General features: G+C 74.1%; 25 protein-coding genes. 13 read left to right on the forward strand and 12 right to left on the reverse strand.

All coding sequences use genetic code 11. The features are described from left to right. Positions 1-82 precede the first annotated feature (82 nt). Together AB0B76_RS48715 and AB0B76_RS48720 are read right to left on the reverse strand one after the other, a co-directional pair. Positions 83-454 carry a VOC family protein gene (locus AB0B76_RS48715; protein WP_360389833.1) on the reverse strand — a complete coding sequence of 124 codons (372 nt, stop codon included), beginning with the start codon at positions 452-454 and terminating at the stop codon, positions 83-85. 2 nt (positions 455-456) lie between these two features. After that, a complete protein-coding gene (locus AB0B76_RS48720; RefSeq protein WP_360389836.1) occupies positions 457-1,038 on the reverse strand; it encodes a TetR/AcrR family transcriptional regulator in 582 nt (193 codons plus the stop codon). 81 nt (positions 1,039-1,119) lie between these two features. Here AB0B76_RS48720 and AB0B76_RS48725 point away from each other — a divergent pair, with 81 nt between their 5' ends. Next, the gene (locus AB0B76_RS48725; RefSeq protein WP_360389838.1) at positions 1,120-1,515 is read left to right on the forward strand and encodes an SRPBCC family protein; all 396 of its coding nucleotides are present in this window, start codon (positions 1,120-1,122) and stop codon (positions 1,513-1,515) included. Between the two features lie 174 nt (positions 1,516-1,689). Here AB0B76_RS48725 and AB0B76_RS48730 read toward each other — a convergent pair whose 3' ends face one another. Then, on the reverse strand, positions 1,690-2,544 hold the full coding sequence (locus AB0B76_RS48730) for a hypothetical protein (RefSeq protein WP_360389841.1): 855 nt from the start codon (positions 2,542-2,544) through the stop codon (positions 1,690-1,692). Between the two features lie 64 nt (positions 2,545-2,608). On the opposite strand from AB0B76_RS48730, the gene AB0B76_RS48735 reads away from it, so the two are divergent. After that, positions 2,609-3,259 (forward strand): class I SAM-dependent methyltransferase, encoded by a 651-nt coding sequence (locus AB0B76_RS48735; protein ID WP_360389844.1) that lies wholly within the window; start codon positions 2,609-2,611, stop codon positions 3,257-3,259. 56 nt (positions 3,260-3,315) lie between these two features. Here the strand turns inward: AB0B76_RS48735 and AB0B76_RS48740 are convergent, their stop codons facing one another. After that, complete coding sequence (locus AB0B76_RS48740) at positions 3,316-3,492, reverse strand: hypothetical protein (RefSeq protein WP_360389847.1); 177 nt, start codon at positions 3,490-3,492, stop codon at positions 3,316-3,318. An 84-nt stretch (positions 3,493-3,576) separates the two neighbouring features. On the opposite strand from AB0B76_RS48740, the gene AB0B76_RS48745 reads away from it, so the two are divergent. Together AB0B76_RS48745 and AB0B76_RS48750 are read left to right on the forward strand one after the other, a co-directional pair. After that, positions 3,577-4,332, forward strand: coding sequence for a sensor histidine kinase (locus AB0B76_RS48745; RefSeq protein WP_360389850.1), 756 nt, complete (start codon positions 3,577-3,579; stop codon positions 4,330-4,332). Next, complete coding sequence (locus tag AB0B76_RS48750; RefSeq protein WP_360389853.1) at positions 4,329-4,955, forward strand: response regulator transcription factor; 627 nt, start codon at positions 4,329-4,331, stop codon at positions 4,953-4,955. The genes AB0B76_RS48745 and AB0B76_RS48750 overlap by 4 nt, the downstream gene beginning before the upstream one ends. On the opposite strand, the gene AB0B76_RS48755 is transcribed toward AB0B76_RS48750, so the two are convergent. Further along, complete coding sequence (locus AB0B76_RS48755) at positions 4,956-5,585, reverse strand: NADPH-dependent F420 reductase (RefSeq protein ID WP_360389856.1); 630 nt, start codon at positions 5,583-5,585, stop codon at positions 4,956-4,958. A gap of 63 nt (positions 5,586-5,648) precedes the next feature. Here AB0B76_RS48755 and AB0B76_RS48760 point away from each other — a divergent pair, with 63 nt between their 5' ends. Further along, on the forward strand, positions 5,649-6,425 hold the full coding sequence (locus AB0B76_RS48760; protein WP_360389858.1) for an MEDS domain-containing protein: 777 nt from the start codon (positions 5,649-5,651) through the stop codon (positions 6,423-6,425). Continuing rightward, on the forward strand, positions 6,422-7,369 hold the full coding sequence (locus tag AB0B76_RS48765) for a sensor histidine kinase (RefSeq protein WP_360389861.1): 948 nt from the start codon (positions 6,422-6,424) through the stop codon (positions 7,367-7,369). The genes AB0B76_RS48760 and AB0B76_RS48765 overlap by 4 nt, the downstream gene beginning before the upstream one ends. On the opposite strand, the gene AB0B76_RS48770 is transcribed toward AB0B76_RS48765, so the two are convergent. The 6 genes from AB0B76_RS48770 to AB0B76_RS48795 all read right to left on the reverse strand — a co-directional run bounded on the left by AB0B76_RS48770 (position 7,366) and on the right by AB0B76_RS48795 (position 10,442). Beyond that, on the reverse strand, positions 7,366-7,491 hold the full coding sequence (locus AB0B76_RS48770; RefSeq protein ID WP_360389864.1) for a hypothetical protein: 126 nt from the start codon (positions 7,489-7,491) through the stop codon (positions 7,366-7,368). The genes AB0B76_RS48765 and AB0B76_RS48770 overlap by 4 nt on opposite strands. A gap of 158 nt (positions 7,492-7,649) precedes the next feature. Beyond that, positions 7,650-8,216 carry an AAA family ATPase gene (locus AB0B76_RS48775; RefSeq protein ID WP_360389867.1) on the reverse strand — a complete coding sequence of 189 codons (567 nt, stop codon included), beginning with the start codon at positions 8,214-8,216 and terminating at the stop codon, positions 7,650-7,652. Between the two features lie 119 nt (positions 8,217-8,335). Then, the gene (locus AB0B76_RS48780) at positions 8,336-8,746 is read right to left on the reverse strand and encodes an arsenate reductase ArsC (protein WP_360389870.1); all 411 of its coding nucleotides are present in this window, start codon (positions 8,744-8,746) and stop codon (positions 8,336-8,338) included. A gap of 34 nt (positions 8,747-8,780) precedes the next feature. Further along, positions 8,781-9,512, reverse strand: a complete 732-nt coding sequence (locus AB0B76_RS48785) for an MIP/aquaporin family protein (RefSeq protein WP_360389873.1) — start codon at positions 9,510-9,512, stop codon at positions 8,781-8,783. Further along, positions 9,509-9,724 carry a hypothetical protein gene (locus AB0B76_RS48790; RefSeq protein WP_360389876.1) on the reverse strand — a complete coding sequence of 72 codons (216 nt, stop codon included), beginning with the start codon at positions 9,722-9,724 and terminating at the stop codon, positions 9,509-9,511. The genes AB0B76_RS48785 and AB0B76_RS48790 overlap by 4 nt, the downstream gene beginning before the upstream one ends. Before the next feature lie 16 nt (positions 9,725-9,740). Next, complete coding sequence (locus tag AB0B76_RS48795) at positions 9,741-10,442, reverse strand: helix-turn-helix domain-containing protein (RefSeq protein WP_360389879.1); 702 nt, start codon at positions 10,440-10,442, stop codon at positions 9,741-9,743. A 90-nt stretch (positions 10,443-10,532) separates the two neighbouring features. Here AB0B76_RS48795 and AB0B76_RS48800 point away from each other — a divergent pair, with 90 nt between their 5' ends. Then, positions 10,533-11,081, forward strand: coding sequence for a hypothetical protein (locus AB0B76_RS48800; protein WP_360389881.1), 549 nt, complete (start codon positions 10,533-10,535; stop codon positions 11,079-11,081). A 234-nt stretch (positions 11,082-11,315) separates the two neighbouring features. Here the strand turns inward: AB0B76_RS48800 and AB0B76_RS48805 are convergent, their stop codons facing one another. Then, positions 11,316-11,696: a metalloregulator ArsR/SmtB family transcription factor gene (locus AB0B76_RS48805; protein WP_360389884.1), complete on the reverse strand. Its 381-nt coding sequence runs from the start codon at positions 11,694-11,696 to the stop codon at positions 11,316-11,318. A 90-nt stretch (positions 11,697-11,786) separates the two neighbouring features. Here AB0B76_RS48805 and AB0B76_RS48810 point away from each other — a divergent pair, with 90 nt between their 5' ends. The 6 genes from AB0B76_RS48810 (at position 11,787) to AB0B76_RS48835 (ending at position 15,976) form a co-directional block, all read left to right on the forward strand. After that, positions 11,787-11,933: a hypothetical protein gene (locus tag AB0B76_RS48810; protein WP_360389887.1), complete on the forward strand. Its 147-nt coding sequence runs from the start codon at positions 11,787-11,789 to the stop codon at positions 11,931-11,933. A gap of 68 nt (positions 11,934-12,001) precedes the next feature. Continuing rightward, on the forward strand, positions 12,002-12,259 hold the full coding sequence (locus AB0B76_RS48815) for a hypothetical protein (protein ID WP_360389890.1): 258 nt from the start codon (positions 12,002-12,004) through the stop codon (positions 12,257-12,259). A gap of 119 nt (positions 12,260-12,378) precedes the next feature. Then, positions 12,379-12,711: a metalloregulator ArsR/SmtB family transcription factor gene (locus AB0B76_RS48820; protein ID WP_360389893.1), complete on the forward strand. Its 333-nt coding sequence runs from the start codon at positions 12,379-12,381 to the stop codon at positions 12,709-12,711. Next, positions 12,708-13,232 (forward strand): N-acetyltransferase family protein, encoded by a 525-nt coding sequence (locus tag AB0B76_RS48825; RefSeq protein ID WP_360389895.1) that lies wholly within the window; start codon positions 12,708-12,710, stop codon positions 13,230-13,232. Before AB0B76_RS48820 ends, AB0B76_RS48825 begins: the two co-directional genes overlap by 4 nt. Positions 13,233-13,315: 83 nt before the next feature. Next, positions 13,316-14,722, forward strand: coding sequence for an FAD-dependent oxidoreductase (locus AB0B76_RS48830; protein WP_360389898.1), 1,407 nt, complete (start codon positions 13,316-13,318; stop codon positions 14,720-14,722). Between the two features lie 9 nt (positions 14,723-14,731). Beyond that, entirely contained in the window at positions 14,732-15,976 is a 1,245-nt protein-coding gene (locus AB0B76_RS48835) for an MFS transporter (protein WP_360389901.1), read from the forward strand. Positions 15,977-16,057 lie beyond the last annotated feature (81 nt).

The raw sequence follows: 16,057 nt of genomic DNA on the forward strand, positions 1-16,057 counted from the left end.
GGGTCGGGGTCGCCGGTCCAGTGCAGGTGGTTGAGGATCTTGCCGGTGCCGGGGCCGGCCGGCGCGGCAGCTTCCCGGTGGGTCAGGCGAGGTCCTGCACTGAGCGGGACAGGATGCAGAACTCGTTGCCCTCGGGATCGGCGAGGACGACCCACGACACGTCCGGGCCCTGGCCGACGTCGGCGCGCCGCGCGCCGAGGGCGAGGACCCGCTCGGCCTCCTCCTGCTGGGTGCCGCCGTCGGCGCGCAGGTCGAGGTGCAGGCGGTTCTTCAGCGTCTTGTGCTCGGGCACCCGGACCACGTCGATGCCGGGCAGGGCGCCGGCCGCGGGCGCGAGGCTGAGGACGTCCGGCTCCTCCTCGACGATCTGCCAGCCGAGCACCGCGGCCCAGAACTCGGCGACGGGGCGGGGCTCGATGGCGTCGATGGCGATGGCGGCGAGGCGACTGGTCATGATCAAACGATAGGCGCGGCCCCGGCCCGGCCCGGGTCCGTCAGCCGGGTGACGGTCGCGCGCACCTGCAGCGGCAGGGCCGCCGGGTCGTCCAGGGCGCCGCCGACCACGATGCCGTCGCGGATCGCCATGAGGATCGTCGCGGTGCCGTCCGGGTCGGGGTGGGCGGACGCGGCCAGCAGGTCGCGGAACAGGCCGCGGTTCCAGCTGCGGTAGTCGGCGATGGTCCGGCGCACCGGGTGGTCCGGGTCCGGGTACTCGGCGGCGGCGTTGGTGAACGGGCAGCCCCGGAAGCGCGGGTGGGCGGCGTTGTCGACGAGCAGCTCGAAGATGCCCAGCAGGGCCTCGCGCGGGCCGGCCGCGGCGCGGTGCACGGCCTCCAGGGCATTGCGCTGGCGTTGGTACTCCTCCACGAGATACCCGCGGACGAGCTCGTCCTTGCTCGCGAAGTGGTGGTAGAAGGTCGCCTTGGCCACGCCCGCCCCGGCGATGATGCGGTCGATGCCCACGGCGTGGATGCCCTCGGCGTAGAACAGCGCCGTCGCCACCGCCATGAGGCGGTCGCGCGCTGGTGGCTGGGTCACCTCTTGACTGTACCAGACAGGTCTGTCTACTCTGCCCTCGTAACTAGACAGACCTGTCTACCCAGTAGAGCGGAGCGGATCATGGGATCGATAGTGCGTGAGATCGCCGTCGGGGCCCCGGCGGATGCGGTGTGGGCGATCGTCGGCGACTTCGAGGGCGGGCCGGTGCGCATGACCGGCGGCGCCGTGCGCGAGAGCAGCCTGGTGGAGCCCGACGTGCGGGCGCTGACCTTCGCCGACGGCACGGTCGTGCGCGAGCGCCTGGTCGGCCGCGACGAGCCGGCCCGGCGCATCGCATACGCGTGGGTCGGCGACGAGGTCGCCCACGACAACACCTCGATGCAGGTGTTCCCGGAGCCCGACGGCACCAGTCGCCTGGTCTGGGTGCACGACACCCTGCCCGACGACCTCACCGGCTGGCTGTCCACGACCATGGACCGCCTCGCGCCGGTGCTCGGCCGGGAGCTCGGTCGCTAGGTCCTGTCCTGCCGGTCATGTCGAGCCGAGACGGAATCTGGGCCCGGCGCAGGCCGGCATGACCGGCAGGAAAGGACCTGAGTCAGGATCACTGGGTGGATCTGCAGGCCGGAGCAGCTGTCGGTGGTCCACGCCGGCCGGGTCGCCGGCCCGGCCCCGGTGCCGGTGCGCGGGTCAGCCCTGCTTGAGGCGCCAGGTCTTGCTGTCGAAGACGACGCAGATGCTGGGTGACATGACGATCACGCGCAGGGTGCCGTCGGACTCCTGGTAGTCGACGCCCTCGACCTCGAACGCGCCCGAGCAGGCGCTGGCGAGGGGGGCCTGGCGCAGGGCGGTCACGCGGCCGGTCACGTCCGTGCCGTCCGGGGTGCGCGCCAGGTCGATCCGCAGCAGCGGCTTGGTGATGCCGAACAGCGTGCCGTCGGGGTCGTCGGACGAGCACAGCAGGGCCGTCGCGGAGAGGAAGTCGCAGCCCTGCACGTCGCGCACCGGGCGGTCGAGGCGCACGGTGAAGGCGAGCGGCAGGTTCGCGCCGGGCACCGCGGCGGGGTTGAGGCCGGGGGTGGCGAAGCCGAGGAGGCGGTCCATCGTGCCCCACTCGCCGGCCAGCATCCACGCGCCGCCCGGGGTGATCGCGTCCCACGAGTTGTTGTACTGCTCGCCGGCCGCGAGGGCGTGGCGGTACTCGGTCCAGGCCCCGCCCGGTGACTGGGCGCGGAACATCTTGCCGTTCTGGTCGCCGCGCTGGTACGGCTCCACGTACCAGCCGGCCACCGAGTCCGGGTCGCCGACGTGGTCGAACCCGCGCGCGGCCACGTCGGGCGGGATGGTGCCGACGCCGGTGTAGCGGTACTCGACGCCGGTGCCGCGGCGGATGACGGTCAGGCCCTGGCTCTCGTCGAGCGCGCGGGCGCGGTCGGAGCCGACGGTGACCCAGCCCGTCGCGGCGTGCGCGGGCGCGGCGGAGGCCAGGACGGCGGCGAGGACGGCGGCGGCGGCGACACCGCGGCGCAGAAGGGAGGATCGCATGCCGCGGAGCCTGTCAGGCATAGATGGCCGTCGCTAGTATGCGGCGTTGAGGCACTATGGAGCGGTGACGGACAATGTGCTGGACGAGCAGGTGGGGTACTACCGAAGCCGGGCGGGCGAGTACGACGTGACCGCCTACGGCGACGTCGAGGCGGCCCGGCGGCGCATCGCGCGGCTCGTCGCGGCCATGGCGCCGCGGGGGCGCGTGCTCGAGCTCGCCTGCGGCACCGGGATGTGGACCGAGGCGCTCGCCCGCGAGGCCGGGTCGGTGCTCGCCGTCGACGCCGCGCCCGAGGCGATCGAGATCGCCCGGGCGCGGGTGCGGGACGGGGACATCGCGTTCGAGGTCGCCGACCTGTTCGCGTTCCGGCCGCAGGAGCGCTTCGACGTCGTGTTCTTCGCGGCCTGGCTCTCCCACGTGCCGGAGGACCGGTTCGACGAGTTCTGGGCGCTGGTCCGGTCGCTGCTCGCCGACGAAGGCCGGGTGCTCTTCGTCGACGAGCACGTGGACGAGCAGGGCAAGGAGGCGTTCGTCGGCGCGGAGGTGGTCGAGCGGCGGCTCAACGACGGGCGCGCGTTCCGGATCGTGAAGCGCTTCGTCGACCCGCGGGCGCTGCGCGACCGGCTCGCCGGGCTGGGGTGGCAGTGCCGGGTCGAGCGGGACGGCGCCGACTGGATCCTGGCGACGGCGACCGTCAATGAGAGCCGCGGCTGAGCAAAGACCGGGCGACCGTCAGCGGGAGCCGTGGCTGAGCAAAGACCGGGCGACCGTCAGCGGGAGCCGCGGATGAGGAACGACCGCGCCGCCCACAGTGCGCCCAGGACGATCGCGCCGATCACCGCGAAGGTGCCGAGCGCGTCGGAGTCGGTCACGGCCACGATCGCCACCGCGGCGCCGTAGCAGACGGACAGGATCAGCATGATGTTCATCGTCAGGCGAGGAGTCATGGGCCCAGGCTCCCGCCGCCGGGCGGCCGGCACATCCAACGACCGTTGGATGTGCGCGCGGCGAAACCCGGCGATGCTGGTGCGATGAGCGACCCGGGGCAGCACGAGTGGCACCGCCTCGCGGTCGGGGTCGGGCTGTGGATCGGACGGATCATCGACCAGAGCGCGCACCGGGCCCGGCTCGTCGCCGAGCTCGCCGCCACCCGGGCCGAGCTCGCCGAGGTCAGTCGCGAGGCGGGGGTCCTGGCCGAGCGGGCGCGGATGGCCCGCGACATCCACGACACCGTCGCGCAGGGGTTCACGAGCGTCCTGCTGCTGCTCGACGCGCTGGAGTCCGAGCTCGGCGACGGGCCGGAGCAGGCGCGGGTGTACCTGCAACGAGCCCGCGACACCGCCCGCGACAACCTCGGCGAGGCCCGTTCGCTGATCGAGGCCGCCACCCCGCCCGGGCTGCGGGCCGCGTCGCTGCCGGCCGCCCTGCGCCAGGTCGTCGACCGGCTCGGGCCCGACCTGCCGGGCGGGGCCACGCTGACCGTCGAGGGCGAGCCGCGCCCGCTCCCCGCCGAGCTGGAGGTCGTCGCGCTGCGGGCCGGGCAGGAGGCGCTCGCGAACGTCCGCCGGCACGCGGGGGCGTCGCGGGTGGAGGTCTGCATCCGGTACAGCCGCGGGCTCCTGGGTCTTCGGGTCAGCGACGACGGGCGGGGCTTCGACCCGGGCGCCCGGAACACCGGCTTCGGCCTCGCCGGGCTGCGTGAGCGCGTGACGGCCGCGGGGGGTTCGGTGGCCGTGCGGAGCAGCCCCGGCGCGGGCGTCACCGTCGACGTGGAGCTGCCGGCGTGAACACCGTGCGGCTGCTCGTGGTCGACGACCACCCCATCGTGCGCGAGGGGCTGCGTGCGGTGCTCGACCGCGAGCCCGACCTGGTCGTGGCGGCCGACTGCGGCCGCGGGCAGGACGCGGTGCGGCTCGCCGCGGCGCTGCGCCCGGACGTCGTGCTCATGGACCTGCGCCTGCCCGACCTCGACGGGATCGCCGCGATCGAGCGGATCACCGCCGAAGGCACCGCCCGCGTCCTGGTGCTGACCAGCTACGACACCGACGGCGACGTGGTGCGGGCGGTGGCCGCGGGCGCGGTCGGGTACCTGCTGAAGGGCTGCAGCCGCGAGGAGCTGACCGCGGCCGTGCGCACCGCGGCCCGGGGCGGCACCGCGCTCGCCGCCCCGGCCGCCGACCGGCTCGTGCGGCACCGGCGCGGCGACCTGCCGCAGCTGACCAACCGCGAGCTCGACGTGCTGCGCTGCCTCGCCCGCGGCCTGTCCAACCCGGAGACCGGCCGCGAGCTGTTCGTCAGCGAGGCGACCGTGAAGAGCCACGTCATGCGGATCTTCGACAAGCTCGGCGTGAAGGACCGCACCGCCGCCGTGACCACCGCCATCGCCCGGGGCCTGCTGCCGCCGCTGTGATCAGTCGACGCCGATGCGGTCGCGCAGGTCGTCGGCCCAGAGATCGGCGGTGTACACGGTGGTGCCCGGCTGGTGCTTGCGCCCGCCGTCGGCCAGCCCGCCCGCGTCGACCGGCTCGAAGCCGAGCTGCTCCACCAGGTCGAAGACCCGCCACTTGGCGTCCTGGTCGTCGGCCGACACCGGGATGCCGTAGCGGCGGTTCGCCCCCGCCGAGTGCCCGTAGGAGCGCAGGTGGTCCCAGCGCATCGCGTTGAAGGCCTTGACCACGTGGGCGCCCGGCAGCTCCCACTGCACCAGCTCGCTGCTGGTCACCCGGCCGTCCTCGAGCTCGGCGAAGCGGCCGTCGCGCGGCCGGGAGTAGTTGCACGCGTCGACCACGGTCTTGCCGGCCAGCTCCGCGGCGGGCAGGTCCCGGTACTGCTCGAACGGCACCGCGAGCACCACGATGTCGCCGAAGCGGGCCGCCTCGCCGGGCGTCGCCGCGTGCACCTTCGGCCCCAGCTCCACCTCCAGGTCGTGCAGAGTGTCCGGCCCGTGACGGTTGGCGATGAGAACCTCGTCGCCCGCCTCGGAGCATAAGTACGCCAGCGTCGAGCCGACGTGGCCCGCACCGATGAGTCCGATTCGCATGCGCCCCGGCTACCCGGTCGCCGGGCGGTTCACGCAAAACTTGCCGGAGGCTACGCTTCTGGTGTGCGCCCCGAGGCCGCGGACCAGCACATCTGCTGGACGTACGACGACCGGCGGGAGCTGCGCGCCTACGCCCGGTCGTACCTGGCGGCCGGCATCGCGGCGGGGGAGCGGGTCTGGTTCGCCGGCCCCGGCGACCCCGGATGGCTGCCTGCGGGCGCGGAGTTCGTCTCCCTCGACTCCACCTACGCCGCCGGCGCCGCCGTGGACCCGCACGCCCAGGTCGCCGCGTACGCCGCCGCCACCGAGGCCGCGCTCGCCGCCGGGCACACCGGCCTGCGCGTCTTCGCCGACTGCACCGCGCTCGTGCGCACCGGGGCCGGGCTCGACGCGTTCGCGCGGTACGAGGCGCTGGTCGACCGCTACATCGCCGTCGCGCCGATGCGGGCCGTGTGCGCGCTGTACCGCCCGGAGGCCGGCGACCGGGCCGTCGGCGAGCTGGCCTGCCTGCACCCGGCGACCAACGCCGGCGACGTGCGCTTCGCCCTGCGCGGCGACCCCGGCTCGCCCGGGACCGCCCTGCTCAGCGGCGAGCTCGACGGCGACGCCGAGCGGCTGTTTCCGGCGGCGCTGGGCCGGGTACAACCGCAACCGGAGAACGGACAGATCGTGTTCGACGCGCACCGGCTGCGCTTCGTCGACCACCGTGCGCTGCTGCACCTGCAGCGGTACGCGGAGCGGCACGACGCCACCGCGGTGCTGCGCACCCCGCTGACGACCGCGACGCACCTGGTCGAACTGCTGCGGCTGTCGCGAATTCGGGTAGAGGCGGCGCGATGAGGACGGGGGCCGGGGCCGGGCGGTCCGGGTACGTGCACGAGGCGGTGTGCTACGACTCCGACGAGCACCTGCTCGCCGTCGTGGTGCCGTTCCTGCTCGGCGGTGTCGCGGCCGGCGAGCCGACCCTTGTCTCGTTCGGCGAGCGCAACGCGGCACTGGTCGCGGCCGCGCTCCCGCCCGGTTGCCCGGTGACGTTCCTGACCGGCGGCGACGTCTACGCCCGCCCGGCCGGGGCGATCCGCGCGTACCGCACCCTGCTCGCCGACCACATGGTCACCGGCGCCGCGCAGATCCGCATCGTGGGGGAGCTGGGCCGCGAGCAGCTCGGCGACTCCTGGGACTGGTGGGCCCGGTACGAGTCGGCGATCAACTACGCGTACGACGAGTACCCGCTGTGGAGCATGTGCGCGTACGACACCCGGGCCACGCCCGCCGCCGTGCTCGCCGACGTGCGGCGCACCCACCCGACGACCGCCGGGCCGCGCGAGCGGCACACGGCCAACGCGGAGTACACCGGCCCGGAGACGTTCCTGCTGGAGAACCGGCCCGAGGCCGCCGACCCGCTGCAGCGCCACGCCCCGGCCGCCGACGTGGCGGACGTGGCGCCCGACGCGGCCCGCCGCATCGTCCGCGCGGTCGGCGAGGGCCGCGTCGGCCCGGCGAAGCTCGACGATCTCACGCTCGCGGTGAGCGAGATCGTGGCGAACGCGCACCGGTACGGCCGCCCGCCGGTGCGGGTCCGGGTCTGGGCCGCCGATGGGCGCGTCGTGGTGACCGTCGACGACGCCGGCCCCGGCCCGAAGGACCCGTTCGCGGGCCTCCTGGCGGCGCCCAGCGAGCGCTCGGCCGGCTTCGGGCTGTGGATCACCCACCAGGTCTGCGACCACGTGAGCCTGCAGCGCACGCCCGACGGCTTCGCGCTGCGGATGACCGTCGGCGGTTAGGCCGGCTGGGGCGCCGGCTGCAGCCGCACCGCGAGGTCTTCCGCGGCCAGCGGGCGGGCGTAGAGGTAGCCCTGGCCCAGCTCGTACCCCTGCCGGCGCAGCACCTGCGCCTGGTGGCCCACATGAGCACGCGGGGCGCGGGGAGCCCGGCGGCGAAGAACGCGGTCCACGCACAGCCGAGCCCGAAGATGCCCAGACACAGCAGCAACAGCGGCCGCGTGTCGGCGCGCTCGGCCCGCAGGTCCGTCCAGCCCCGTGGCGGATCGACGGCGCTGCCGGGCTACGGCAGCGCGGCGAGGATCTGGGCCGCGTGCCTGGCGGGCTCAGCTTTCGTCGTGTCCAGCCTGAGGTGGTAGGTCATGCCGGCGTGGGCGTGGCGGGCGGACCAGAGGGCCAGGCCGGGCCGGTTGCCACGGGCCCGCTCCCGGCGGACCAGTTCCTCGTCGCTGCAGTACACGCCGACGAGCAGCGGCTGCCATGGGGTGAGGACGTCGAGCCAGTCGTCGCGGGCGCGGTCGTCGAGGAGCACCTCGTCGACGATGACCGGGTTGCCGGCCCGGGCGAGCTCGACCACGGCGCGGCGGAAACCGGCCAGCATCCGCCGGCCGACGTCGCCGTAGGTGATGGCGAGCATCGGGTGGCCGTCGTCCTCGGGCAGCTCGCGGTAGGCGAACCCGTCCCGGCTCAGCGGCCCGCCGCGGCCGCCACCCCACTTTGGCGGCACCATCGCGAAGCAGGTGTCGAGGCCGAGCAGCAGGAACGGGTCGTCGGCGAGCTCCTGGACGGCCTTGCCGATCGTGGTCTTCCCGGCTGAGGACGCGCCATTGAGGAACACGATTCGGGCCATGCGGGCATTGTTCCAGGCCGCCGGGTCAGCCGGTGTGGTGGCGTGTCCAGGTGGTGGCGGCGGCTCGCACGCAGCGCGGTAGTGGGCAGGCACGACCGCTGTTCGTCGGGTGCGAGTCCTCAGCCGGTGGTGACGGGCAGCTCGGTGATGAGCTGCTCGACGCGGCGCTTGATCTCGTCGCGGATCGGGCGGACGGCGTCGATGCCCTGCCCGGCCGGGTCTTCGAGCTTCCAGTCGAGGTAGCGCTTGCCGGGGAATACGGGGCAGACGTCGCCGCAGCCCATGGTGATGAGCACGTCGGAGGACTCGGCCGTCTCGTAGTCGAGTTTCCGCGGGGTGTTGGCGGTGATGTCGATGCCGACCTCGCGCATCGCCTCGACGGCGACCGGGTTGATCTGGTTCGCCGGTTCGGAGCCGGCGGAGCGGACCTCGACGGTGTCGCCGGCGAGGTGGCGCAGCCAGCCGGCGGCCATCTGGGACCGGCCGGCGTTGTGCACGCATACGAACAGGACGGTGGGTTTGGTGCTCATGCGGTGGTTCCTCCGAAACGGCAGTGCGGTCGGTTCAGGAGCGGACGGACTCGTCGGGGTGGGCGACGACGACGTCACCGGCGGCGCTGCCGACGGACGGATAGAGCGCGAGGAGCAGCCCGACCCCGACGGCGAGGCCGACGAGCTGCGCGACGACGAACCCGGGCACCGAGGCGGGGGCGATCCCGGCGAAGGTGTCGGTGAACGCGCGGCCGATCGTGACCGCCGGGTTCGCGAACGACGTCGACGAGGTGAACCAGTACGCGGCGCCGATGTACGCGCCGACCGCGGCCGGTGCGACCGCGGCGCGGCCGGAGCGGGCCAGGGCGAAGATCAGCAGGAGCAGGCCGGTGGTGGCGACGACCTCGCCGAGCCACAGGTCGGTGCCGGTGCGGTGCTTGTCCGAGAAGTCGACGGCGGGCAGCTTGAACATCAGGTCCGCCAGGACCGCGCCGCCGATCGCCCCGGCCACTTGCGCGACGACATAGCCGCCGAGATCCCGGGCCGACAGGCCGGTGCCGGTCCGGCGGCCGAGGAACCAGTCCGCGGCCGACACGACCGGGTTGAAGTGCGCGCCGGAGACGGGCCCGAAGGTCAGGATGAGGGCGCCGAGCGCGAACGCGGTCGCGACGGAGTTTTCCAGGAGTTGCAGGCCGATGTCGTCGGAGAGGCGGGTGGCCATGACGCCGGAGCCGACGACCGCGGTGACGAGCAGGGCGGTGCCGACGAACTCGGCGAGCAGCCGCCGCCACAGGGTGGGGTTCACGTACGTAGCAGTCCTGTCTCGAGGTTCAGGAAGTTCGGCACGCTCGACAGTTCGGCGAACTGGTCGTAGCTGGTGTGCAGGAGCCGTTCGATCGTCTCGGCGCCGTAGGTCCCGTCGGCCTCCCGCGCGGGACGGCTCGCGGCGGTACGCAGCGCGAGCTGCTGGTCGACGGATAGATCCGGGTGGTAGAAGTGCGCAAGCGATTCGGTCATGACGAAGACTCCAAGGTCATTCCGGACGGCACTGAGCGGGGGTGACCGCGGGCGCCAGGCGGGTGATCCGGTCGGCGAGATCGGTGTAGGCGGCCTCGAACGCCGCATCGGTGTCGACCCGGACCGGGTCCGGGACCGACCAGTGCAGCCGCGGGTGCACTGGCGCGTCCGGGCCGGCGAGGTCTTCGTGGGCGTTGTCGCAGACCGCGATGACGAGGTCCCCGTCGTGCACGACGTCGGTGACGTACGCGGTCCCGGCCGGGTCGAGGGCGAGGCCGTGGCGGTGGGCGACCTTGACTGCCCGCGGGTGGACTCGCTGCGCCGGATGCGTGCCGGCGGAGGCGACCGGGCCGCCGACGCGGTGGCGCCATAGCGCGGCGGCCAGCTGCGAGCGGGCCGAGTTGTGGGTGCACACGAACACCACCCGCTCGGCGGCGCCGAGGCCGGGCGGGGTGAGGGAGGCGAGGATCTCAGGGACGAGGCGGAGATAGGTGCGGCGGCGGTCGCCCTCCGAGCGGATGCGGGTGACGAGGCCGGCGTCCTGCAGCACCTTGACGTGGTGTGCGACCAGGTTGGTCGGCAGCCCGAGGGCGTGGCCCATCTCGCCTGGCGAGGCGTCGCCGTGGACGAGGGTGTCGACGATCGCGAGGCGGGCGGGGTCGCCGAGCGCGGCGTGCACCCGGGCCCGCACCTCTACGGAAGAAAGCTCGGCGTTCATTGAGGCAATGATTGCTGAACTATTCTCCTCGCGTCAAGAAGCATAGCCTGGCTATATGTAGCTCGGCTACTTAGGTGAACGGAGGCGGCGATGCGGGTCTTCGGGTTGGTGGTTCCGGATGCCGGGCCGCTGTTCGTCGGCGTGCTGGTGGTACACATCGCGGCCGGGCTGGCCGGTGTGGTGACGGCGACGGTCGCCTGCCTGGCGCGGAAGCGGCCCGGGACGCATCCGCGGTGGGGGCGGATATACCTGTGGGCGCTCGGGGTGGTCGCGTCGAGCGCGGTCGCGCTGGCCGTGATCCGCTGGCCGGCCGACGTGCACCTCGCGGTGATCGGGATGGTGGCGGCCGGGCTGGCCGGGTTCGGGTGGCGGGCGCGGCGACGGCACCGCCCGGGCTGGCCGGTGCGGCACGCGATCGGGCTGGGCGGTTCGTTCGCGGCCCTGCTGACCGGCTTCTACGTCGACAACGGCCCGCAGTTGCCGGTGTGGCGGTCGTTGCCGCATCTGACGTACTGGCTGCTGCCCACGGTCGTGGCCGCGGTGCTGATCCGGCGGGCGCTGCGCCGGTTCGCGGCCGGGGTCAGTTCGCGGCCGCGCGCAGCCGGACCACCCGCCGCCAGGCCGGCGCCGCCGCGATGAGCCGGACGCCGCTCGCCGTGGCCGCGGCGAGCAGCGCCCATCCGGCGGGCGCGGCGCCCAGCAGGACCCGGCCGGCGCCGCGGACGTCGCCGCGGCCGATCCGCGCAGGCCAGGCTGTCGGCCATTTCGGCGCGGATGGCCGCGCGGGCCCGGCGCCCCGCCGGCAGCGCGCCCGTCACCTCGTCGAGGTAGGCGCCGATCCGATTCGTGGCCGACGGGCTCATACCGCCGATGCTACGGCCGTGCCGCGGCTTCCTGCACGGTCAGCAGCGCGGCGAGCTGGTGCATGATGCCCGGGCGGGCGCGGTAGTACACCCAGGTCCCGCGCCGGTCCGCGTCGACCAGGCCCGCCTCGCGCAGCGTGCGCAGGTGGTGCGAGATCGTCGGGCCGGACAGCTCGAACGCCGGGGTCAGATCGCACACGCAGATCTCGCCGCCGGCGGCGGAGGCGATCATCGACATGAGCTGCAGCCGCACCGGGTCACCGAGCGCCTTGAACGCCGGCGCGAGGACGGCGGCGGTCTCCGGCGGCAACGCCTGCTGCGCGATCGGCGGGCAGCACGGCTCGCCCGCGTTGAGGTCCGTGAGCGTCAACGGCCCCGACTGTTTCGACATGCCTCTAGGTTGACAGATCTCGAAACAGCGTGCAACTGTTGATTAGACGGACGTCGAGACAGTCTCGGCGTCACGGCTCAGGAGGTCGTCATGTTCCGTACGCTGCGCCGCTCCCGGTCGCGGGCCGAGGTCCGGTTCTGCGACGGGTGCGCCACGGTGTCCACGCCCGAGCAGCGGGTCGCCGCCCGGATCGAGCGCACCCGCACTTATGTCGCGGCCCTCACCGGACCGCGCTGACCGCCGCGCCGCGGCCGGCCCTCGTTGACCTCGAACCACCACGCTCAGCCATCCAGAGGAGACCGATCATGAGCGAGAACACGACCACCAGCACTGCCGCCGCGTCGATCGGCGGGTTCGACGGCGACCCGGTTGCCGCGCTCAGCGTCGCCGGGACCGGCGGCTGTTGCGGCAACCCGCCCGCCGCCACCCTCGCCCTGCCGGAGCCGGCCGCCGCAAGCAGCCCGTGCTGCGGCACGCCGGCCGAGGCGAGTACGGAGGGCTCCTGCTGCGGCAGCGCGGCGAAGGCCGACGCGGTCGCGGCCGGCCAGGGCTGCTGCGGATGAGCACCCCGGCCCGACCGGTGGACGCCGTCGCCCGCCTCGTGGTGGCCACGGGATTGCTCGTCGCTGCCGACCCGGCTACAGTTTCATCGTAGATCGGCGATAGACGATGAAGTTGGTGGATGGTGTCGGAGCTCCTCAACCGTGCGACCGCGGAGACGTACGCGTCGTGGTTCCGCGCCCTTGCCGACCCGTCGCGGGTGCAGATCGTGGAGTACCTCGCGCGGCAGGGCCGGCCGATGAGCGTCGGCGAACTCGTCTCGGCGGTTGGTTTGGCGCAGTCGACGGTGTCGCAGCACCTGAAGGTCCTCACCGAGGTCCGGTTCGTCCTCGTCGACGCGGTCGGGACCGCCCGGCATTATCGGATCAACGAGGCATGTATCGGCTGTTTCCCGTCCGCCGCGGACGTCGTCATGGGCCGCCCCGCCCCTACCCCGATCGGTGGCTGCGGATGACGACCACCACGAACAAGGCCGGCGTCACCGTCCGCGCGATGACCGCCGCGGACGCCGAACGCGTCCTTGCCATCTACCAGGCCGGGATCGACGGCGGCAACGCCAGCTTCGAGGACGCCGCACCCGAGTGGACGGCGTTCGACGCGGCGAAGCTGCCCGAGCACCGCCTGGTCGCCGTCGATGCCGCCGGTCAGGTGCTCGGCTGGGTCGCCGTCTCCCGGGTGTCGACTCGGGCCGTGTACGCGGGCGTGGTGGAGCATTCCGTCTACGTCGACCCGGCCGCACAGGGGCGTGGGGTCGGCCGGGTGCTACTCGACGCGCTCGTCGCCTCCACCGACGCCGCCGGGATCTGGACCATCCAATCGGGAGTGTTCCCGGAGAACACCGCGAGCCTCGCCCTGCACCACGCTGCCGGGTTCCGCACCGTCGGCGTCCGCGAACGCATCGCCCGCCACGCCGCGCGGGGAAATCGGTGGCGCGACGTGGTGTTCATCGAACGCCGCAGCCCGCGCGTCAGCTAGCACGACCCACCGCAAACCGCGACGTGGGCGCAGTCCGCGTTTCTGATTCGACATTGTTCAAGACAGTTGAGGAGATCCCCGATATGACCAGCCAGCTCGACGGCCTGCCCGTCGTCGTCATCGGCGCCGGCCCGGTCGGCCTGGCCGCCGCCGCCCACCTCGCCGAGCGGAACCTGCCGTTCACCGTCCTCGAGGCCGGCGACCGGCCCGCCGCCGCCGTGCGCGAGTGGGGGCACGTGCGGCTGTTCTCGCCGTGGCGGTACAACATCGACGCCGCCGCCCGCCGCCTCCTCACCGACGCGGGCTGGGTCGACCCCGACCCGGACGTCCTGCCCACCGGCGCCCAGCTCGCCGACGACTACCTGCAGCCCCTCGCGGATGTGCCCGCGCTGAAGCCGCACGTCCGCTACAGCGCCCGCGTCACCGCCGTCACCCGGCTCGGCGTCGACCGGCTGCGCACCGCCGGCCGCGACACCGCCCCCTTCCTCGTCCGCCTCGACAACGGCGACGACGTCCTGGCCCGGGCGGTTATCGACGCGTCCGGCACCTGGAGGATGCCGAACGTCCTCGGCGCCTCGGGCATCCCCGCCCACGGCGAGAACACCGCCGCCGGGTTCGTCGAGCACGCCCTGCCCGACGTGCTCGGTGCCGACCGGGACCGGTTCGCCGGCCGGCGAACCCTGGTCGTCGGGGCCGGGCACTCCGCCGCGAACACGCTGCTGTTCCTGGCCGAGCTCGCCGGTCAGGCGCCCGGCACGTCGGTGGTGTGGGCGATCCGCTCGGGGAGCGCAGCCCGCACGTACGGCGGGGAGATCGCCGACGCGCTGCCGGCCCGCGGCGCGATCGGCACCCGGCTGCGCGAGCACGTCGAGGCCGGCACCATCGAGCTCGTCACCGGCTTCGCCGTCCGGGCGCTCACCGCCACCTCGGACGGCCGGGTGGCCGTCTCCGACGGCGCCCGCGAGGTCACCGCGGACCGGATCGTGTCGGCGACCGGGTTCCGGCCCGACCACAGCCTCGCCGGCGAGCTGCGTCTGGACCTCGACCCGATCCTGGGTGCCACCCGCGCCCTCGCGCCGCTGATCGACCCGAACGAGCACTCCTGCGGCACCGTCCCGCCGCACGGCGTCGACGAGCTCACCCACCCCGAGCCCGGCTACTATGCGCTCGGCGTCAAGTCCTACGGCCGGGCCCCGACGTTCCTGCTCGCCACCGGCTACGAACAGGCCCGCTCCGTCGTCGCCGCCCTCGCCGGCGACTGGACCGCCGCCCGCGACGTCCAGCTCGACCTGCCCGAAACCGGCGTGTGCAGCAGCGACGTACCCCTCGAAGCGGACACCATCACCGGCGGCGGCTGCTGCGGACCTACCCCCGTCGCCCCGGCCGGGCGCGGCCTGGCCACCGGGATCAGCGGCGGCCTGCTCGCCGCGCCGCTGGCCCTGCTGCCCGTCGCCGGCGGGGAGCAGTCCGGCGACGCGTGCTGCAGCTGACCGCCCGGGATGGACACCACGGCGCCGGCGGCCGCGACCGAGCAGGTTCGCGGCCGCCGACCGGTCTTCCACGGCTGGCGGATCGTCGCCGCGTTCGCCGTCACCCAGACCGCCGGGTACGGCTGCCTGTACTACTCCTTCGCCGTGCTCCTCCACCCGATCGCCGCGGACCTGCACACCAGCCCGGCCGCGGTCACCGGCGCCCTCACCACCGCGATCCTCGCCTGGGCCGCCGCCGCGATCCCGATCGGGCGGTGGCTGGACCGGCACGGCGGCCGCGGCCTCATGACCGCCGGCTCCGCCGCCGGCGCTCTGCTGCTCGTCGCATGGTCCCGCGTCGAGGCCGTCTGGCAGCTCTACGCCGTGTTCGCCGCCCTTGGCGGGGCGATGGCGATGGCCCTGTACGACGCCGCCACCGCCGTCATCGTCGCCTGGTTCGACGCCGAGCGGCGGCCGAAGGCGATCCTGGCGATGATCCTGGTGGCCGGGTTCGCGTCCACTGTCTTCATGCCGCTGACCGGCCTGCTCGAACACCGCTACGGCTGGCGCAGCACGCTGCTCGTCCTGGCCGCCGTGTACGCGGCCGTCGCCCTCCCGCTGCACGCCCTCGTCGTGCGCCGGCCGCCCGTCCCGGCCGAGCGGCATCCGGCCGCAGCGGATGCCGCGGTCCGGGTCGCGGCGGTGCGGGCCGCCCGCCGCGACCTGCGGTTCTGGTGCCTGGCCGGGGCGTTCGTCGCGCACAGCGCCGCGATGAGCACCATGACCGTCCACCTCGTCGGGTTCCTCGTCCACGCCGGGCACCCGGCCACCTTCGCCGCAACGACCGCCGGGCTGCTCGGCGTGCTGTCGGTTTCCGGCCGGCTGCTGCTCACCGGCGCCCGCCGCCGGCTGCCCCTCACCACCGCGGTCGCCGCGATCTTCGCCGTCCAGGCCGGCGCCGCAGCGGCGCTGCCATGGCTCGCCGCCACCCGCACCGGCGCGATCATCGGCGTCGTCGCGTTCGGCGTCGGGTTCGGCGTCGCATCCCTCGCCGCGCCCGCCCTGCTCACCGAGCGGTACGGCGCCACCGGCTACGCCACCATCGCCGGTACCCTCAACACCCCCGTCACCCTCGCCAAAGCCACCGCCCCGCTCGCCGCCGCCACCGTTGCCGGCACCGCCGGCTACCCCGCCGTCCTGCTCACCTCCGCTGCCGCCTGCGCCCTCGCCGCGGTCGGCATCCTCGCCCGCACCAGGACCCCGGACGCGGCATGAGGACCAGCGGGCACCCCGGCCGGCACCGACGGACGCCACCAGCCGCGGACCGGCGGGACGCTGTCCAACGGCCGCCCGCGG

Source organism: Dactylosporangium sp. NPDC049140 (assembly GCF_040648435.1).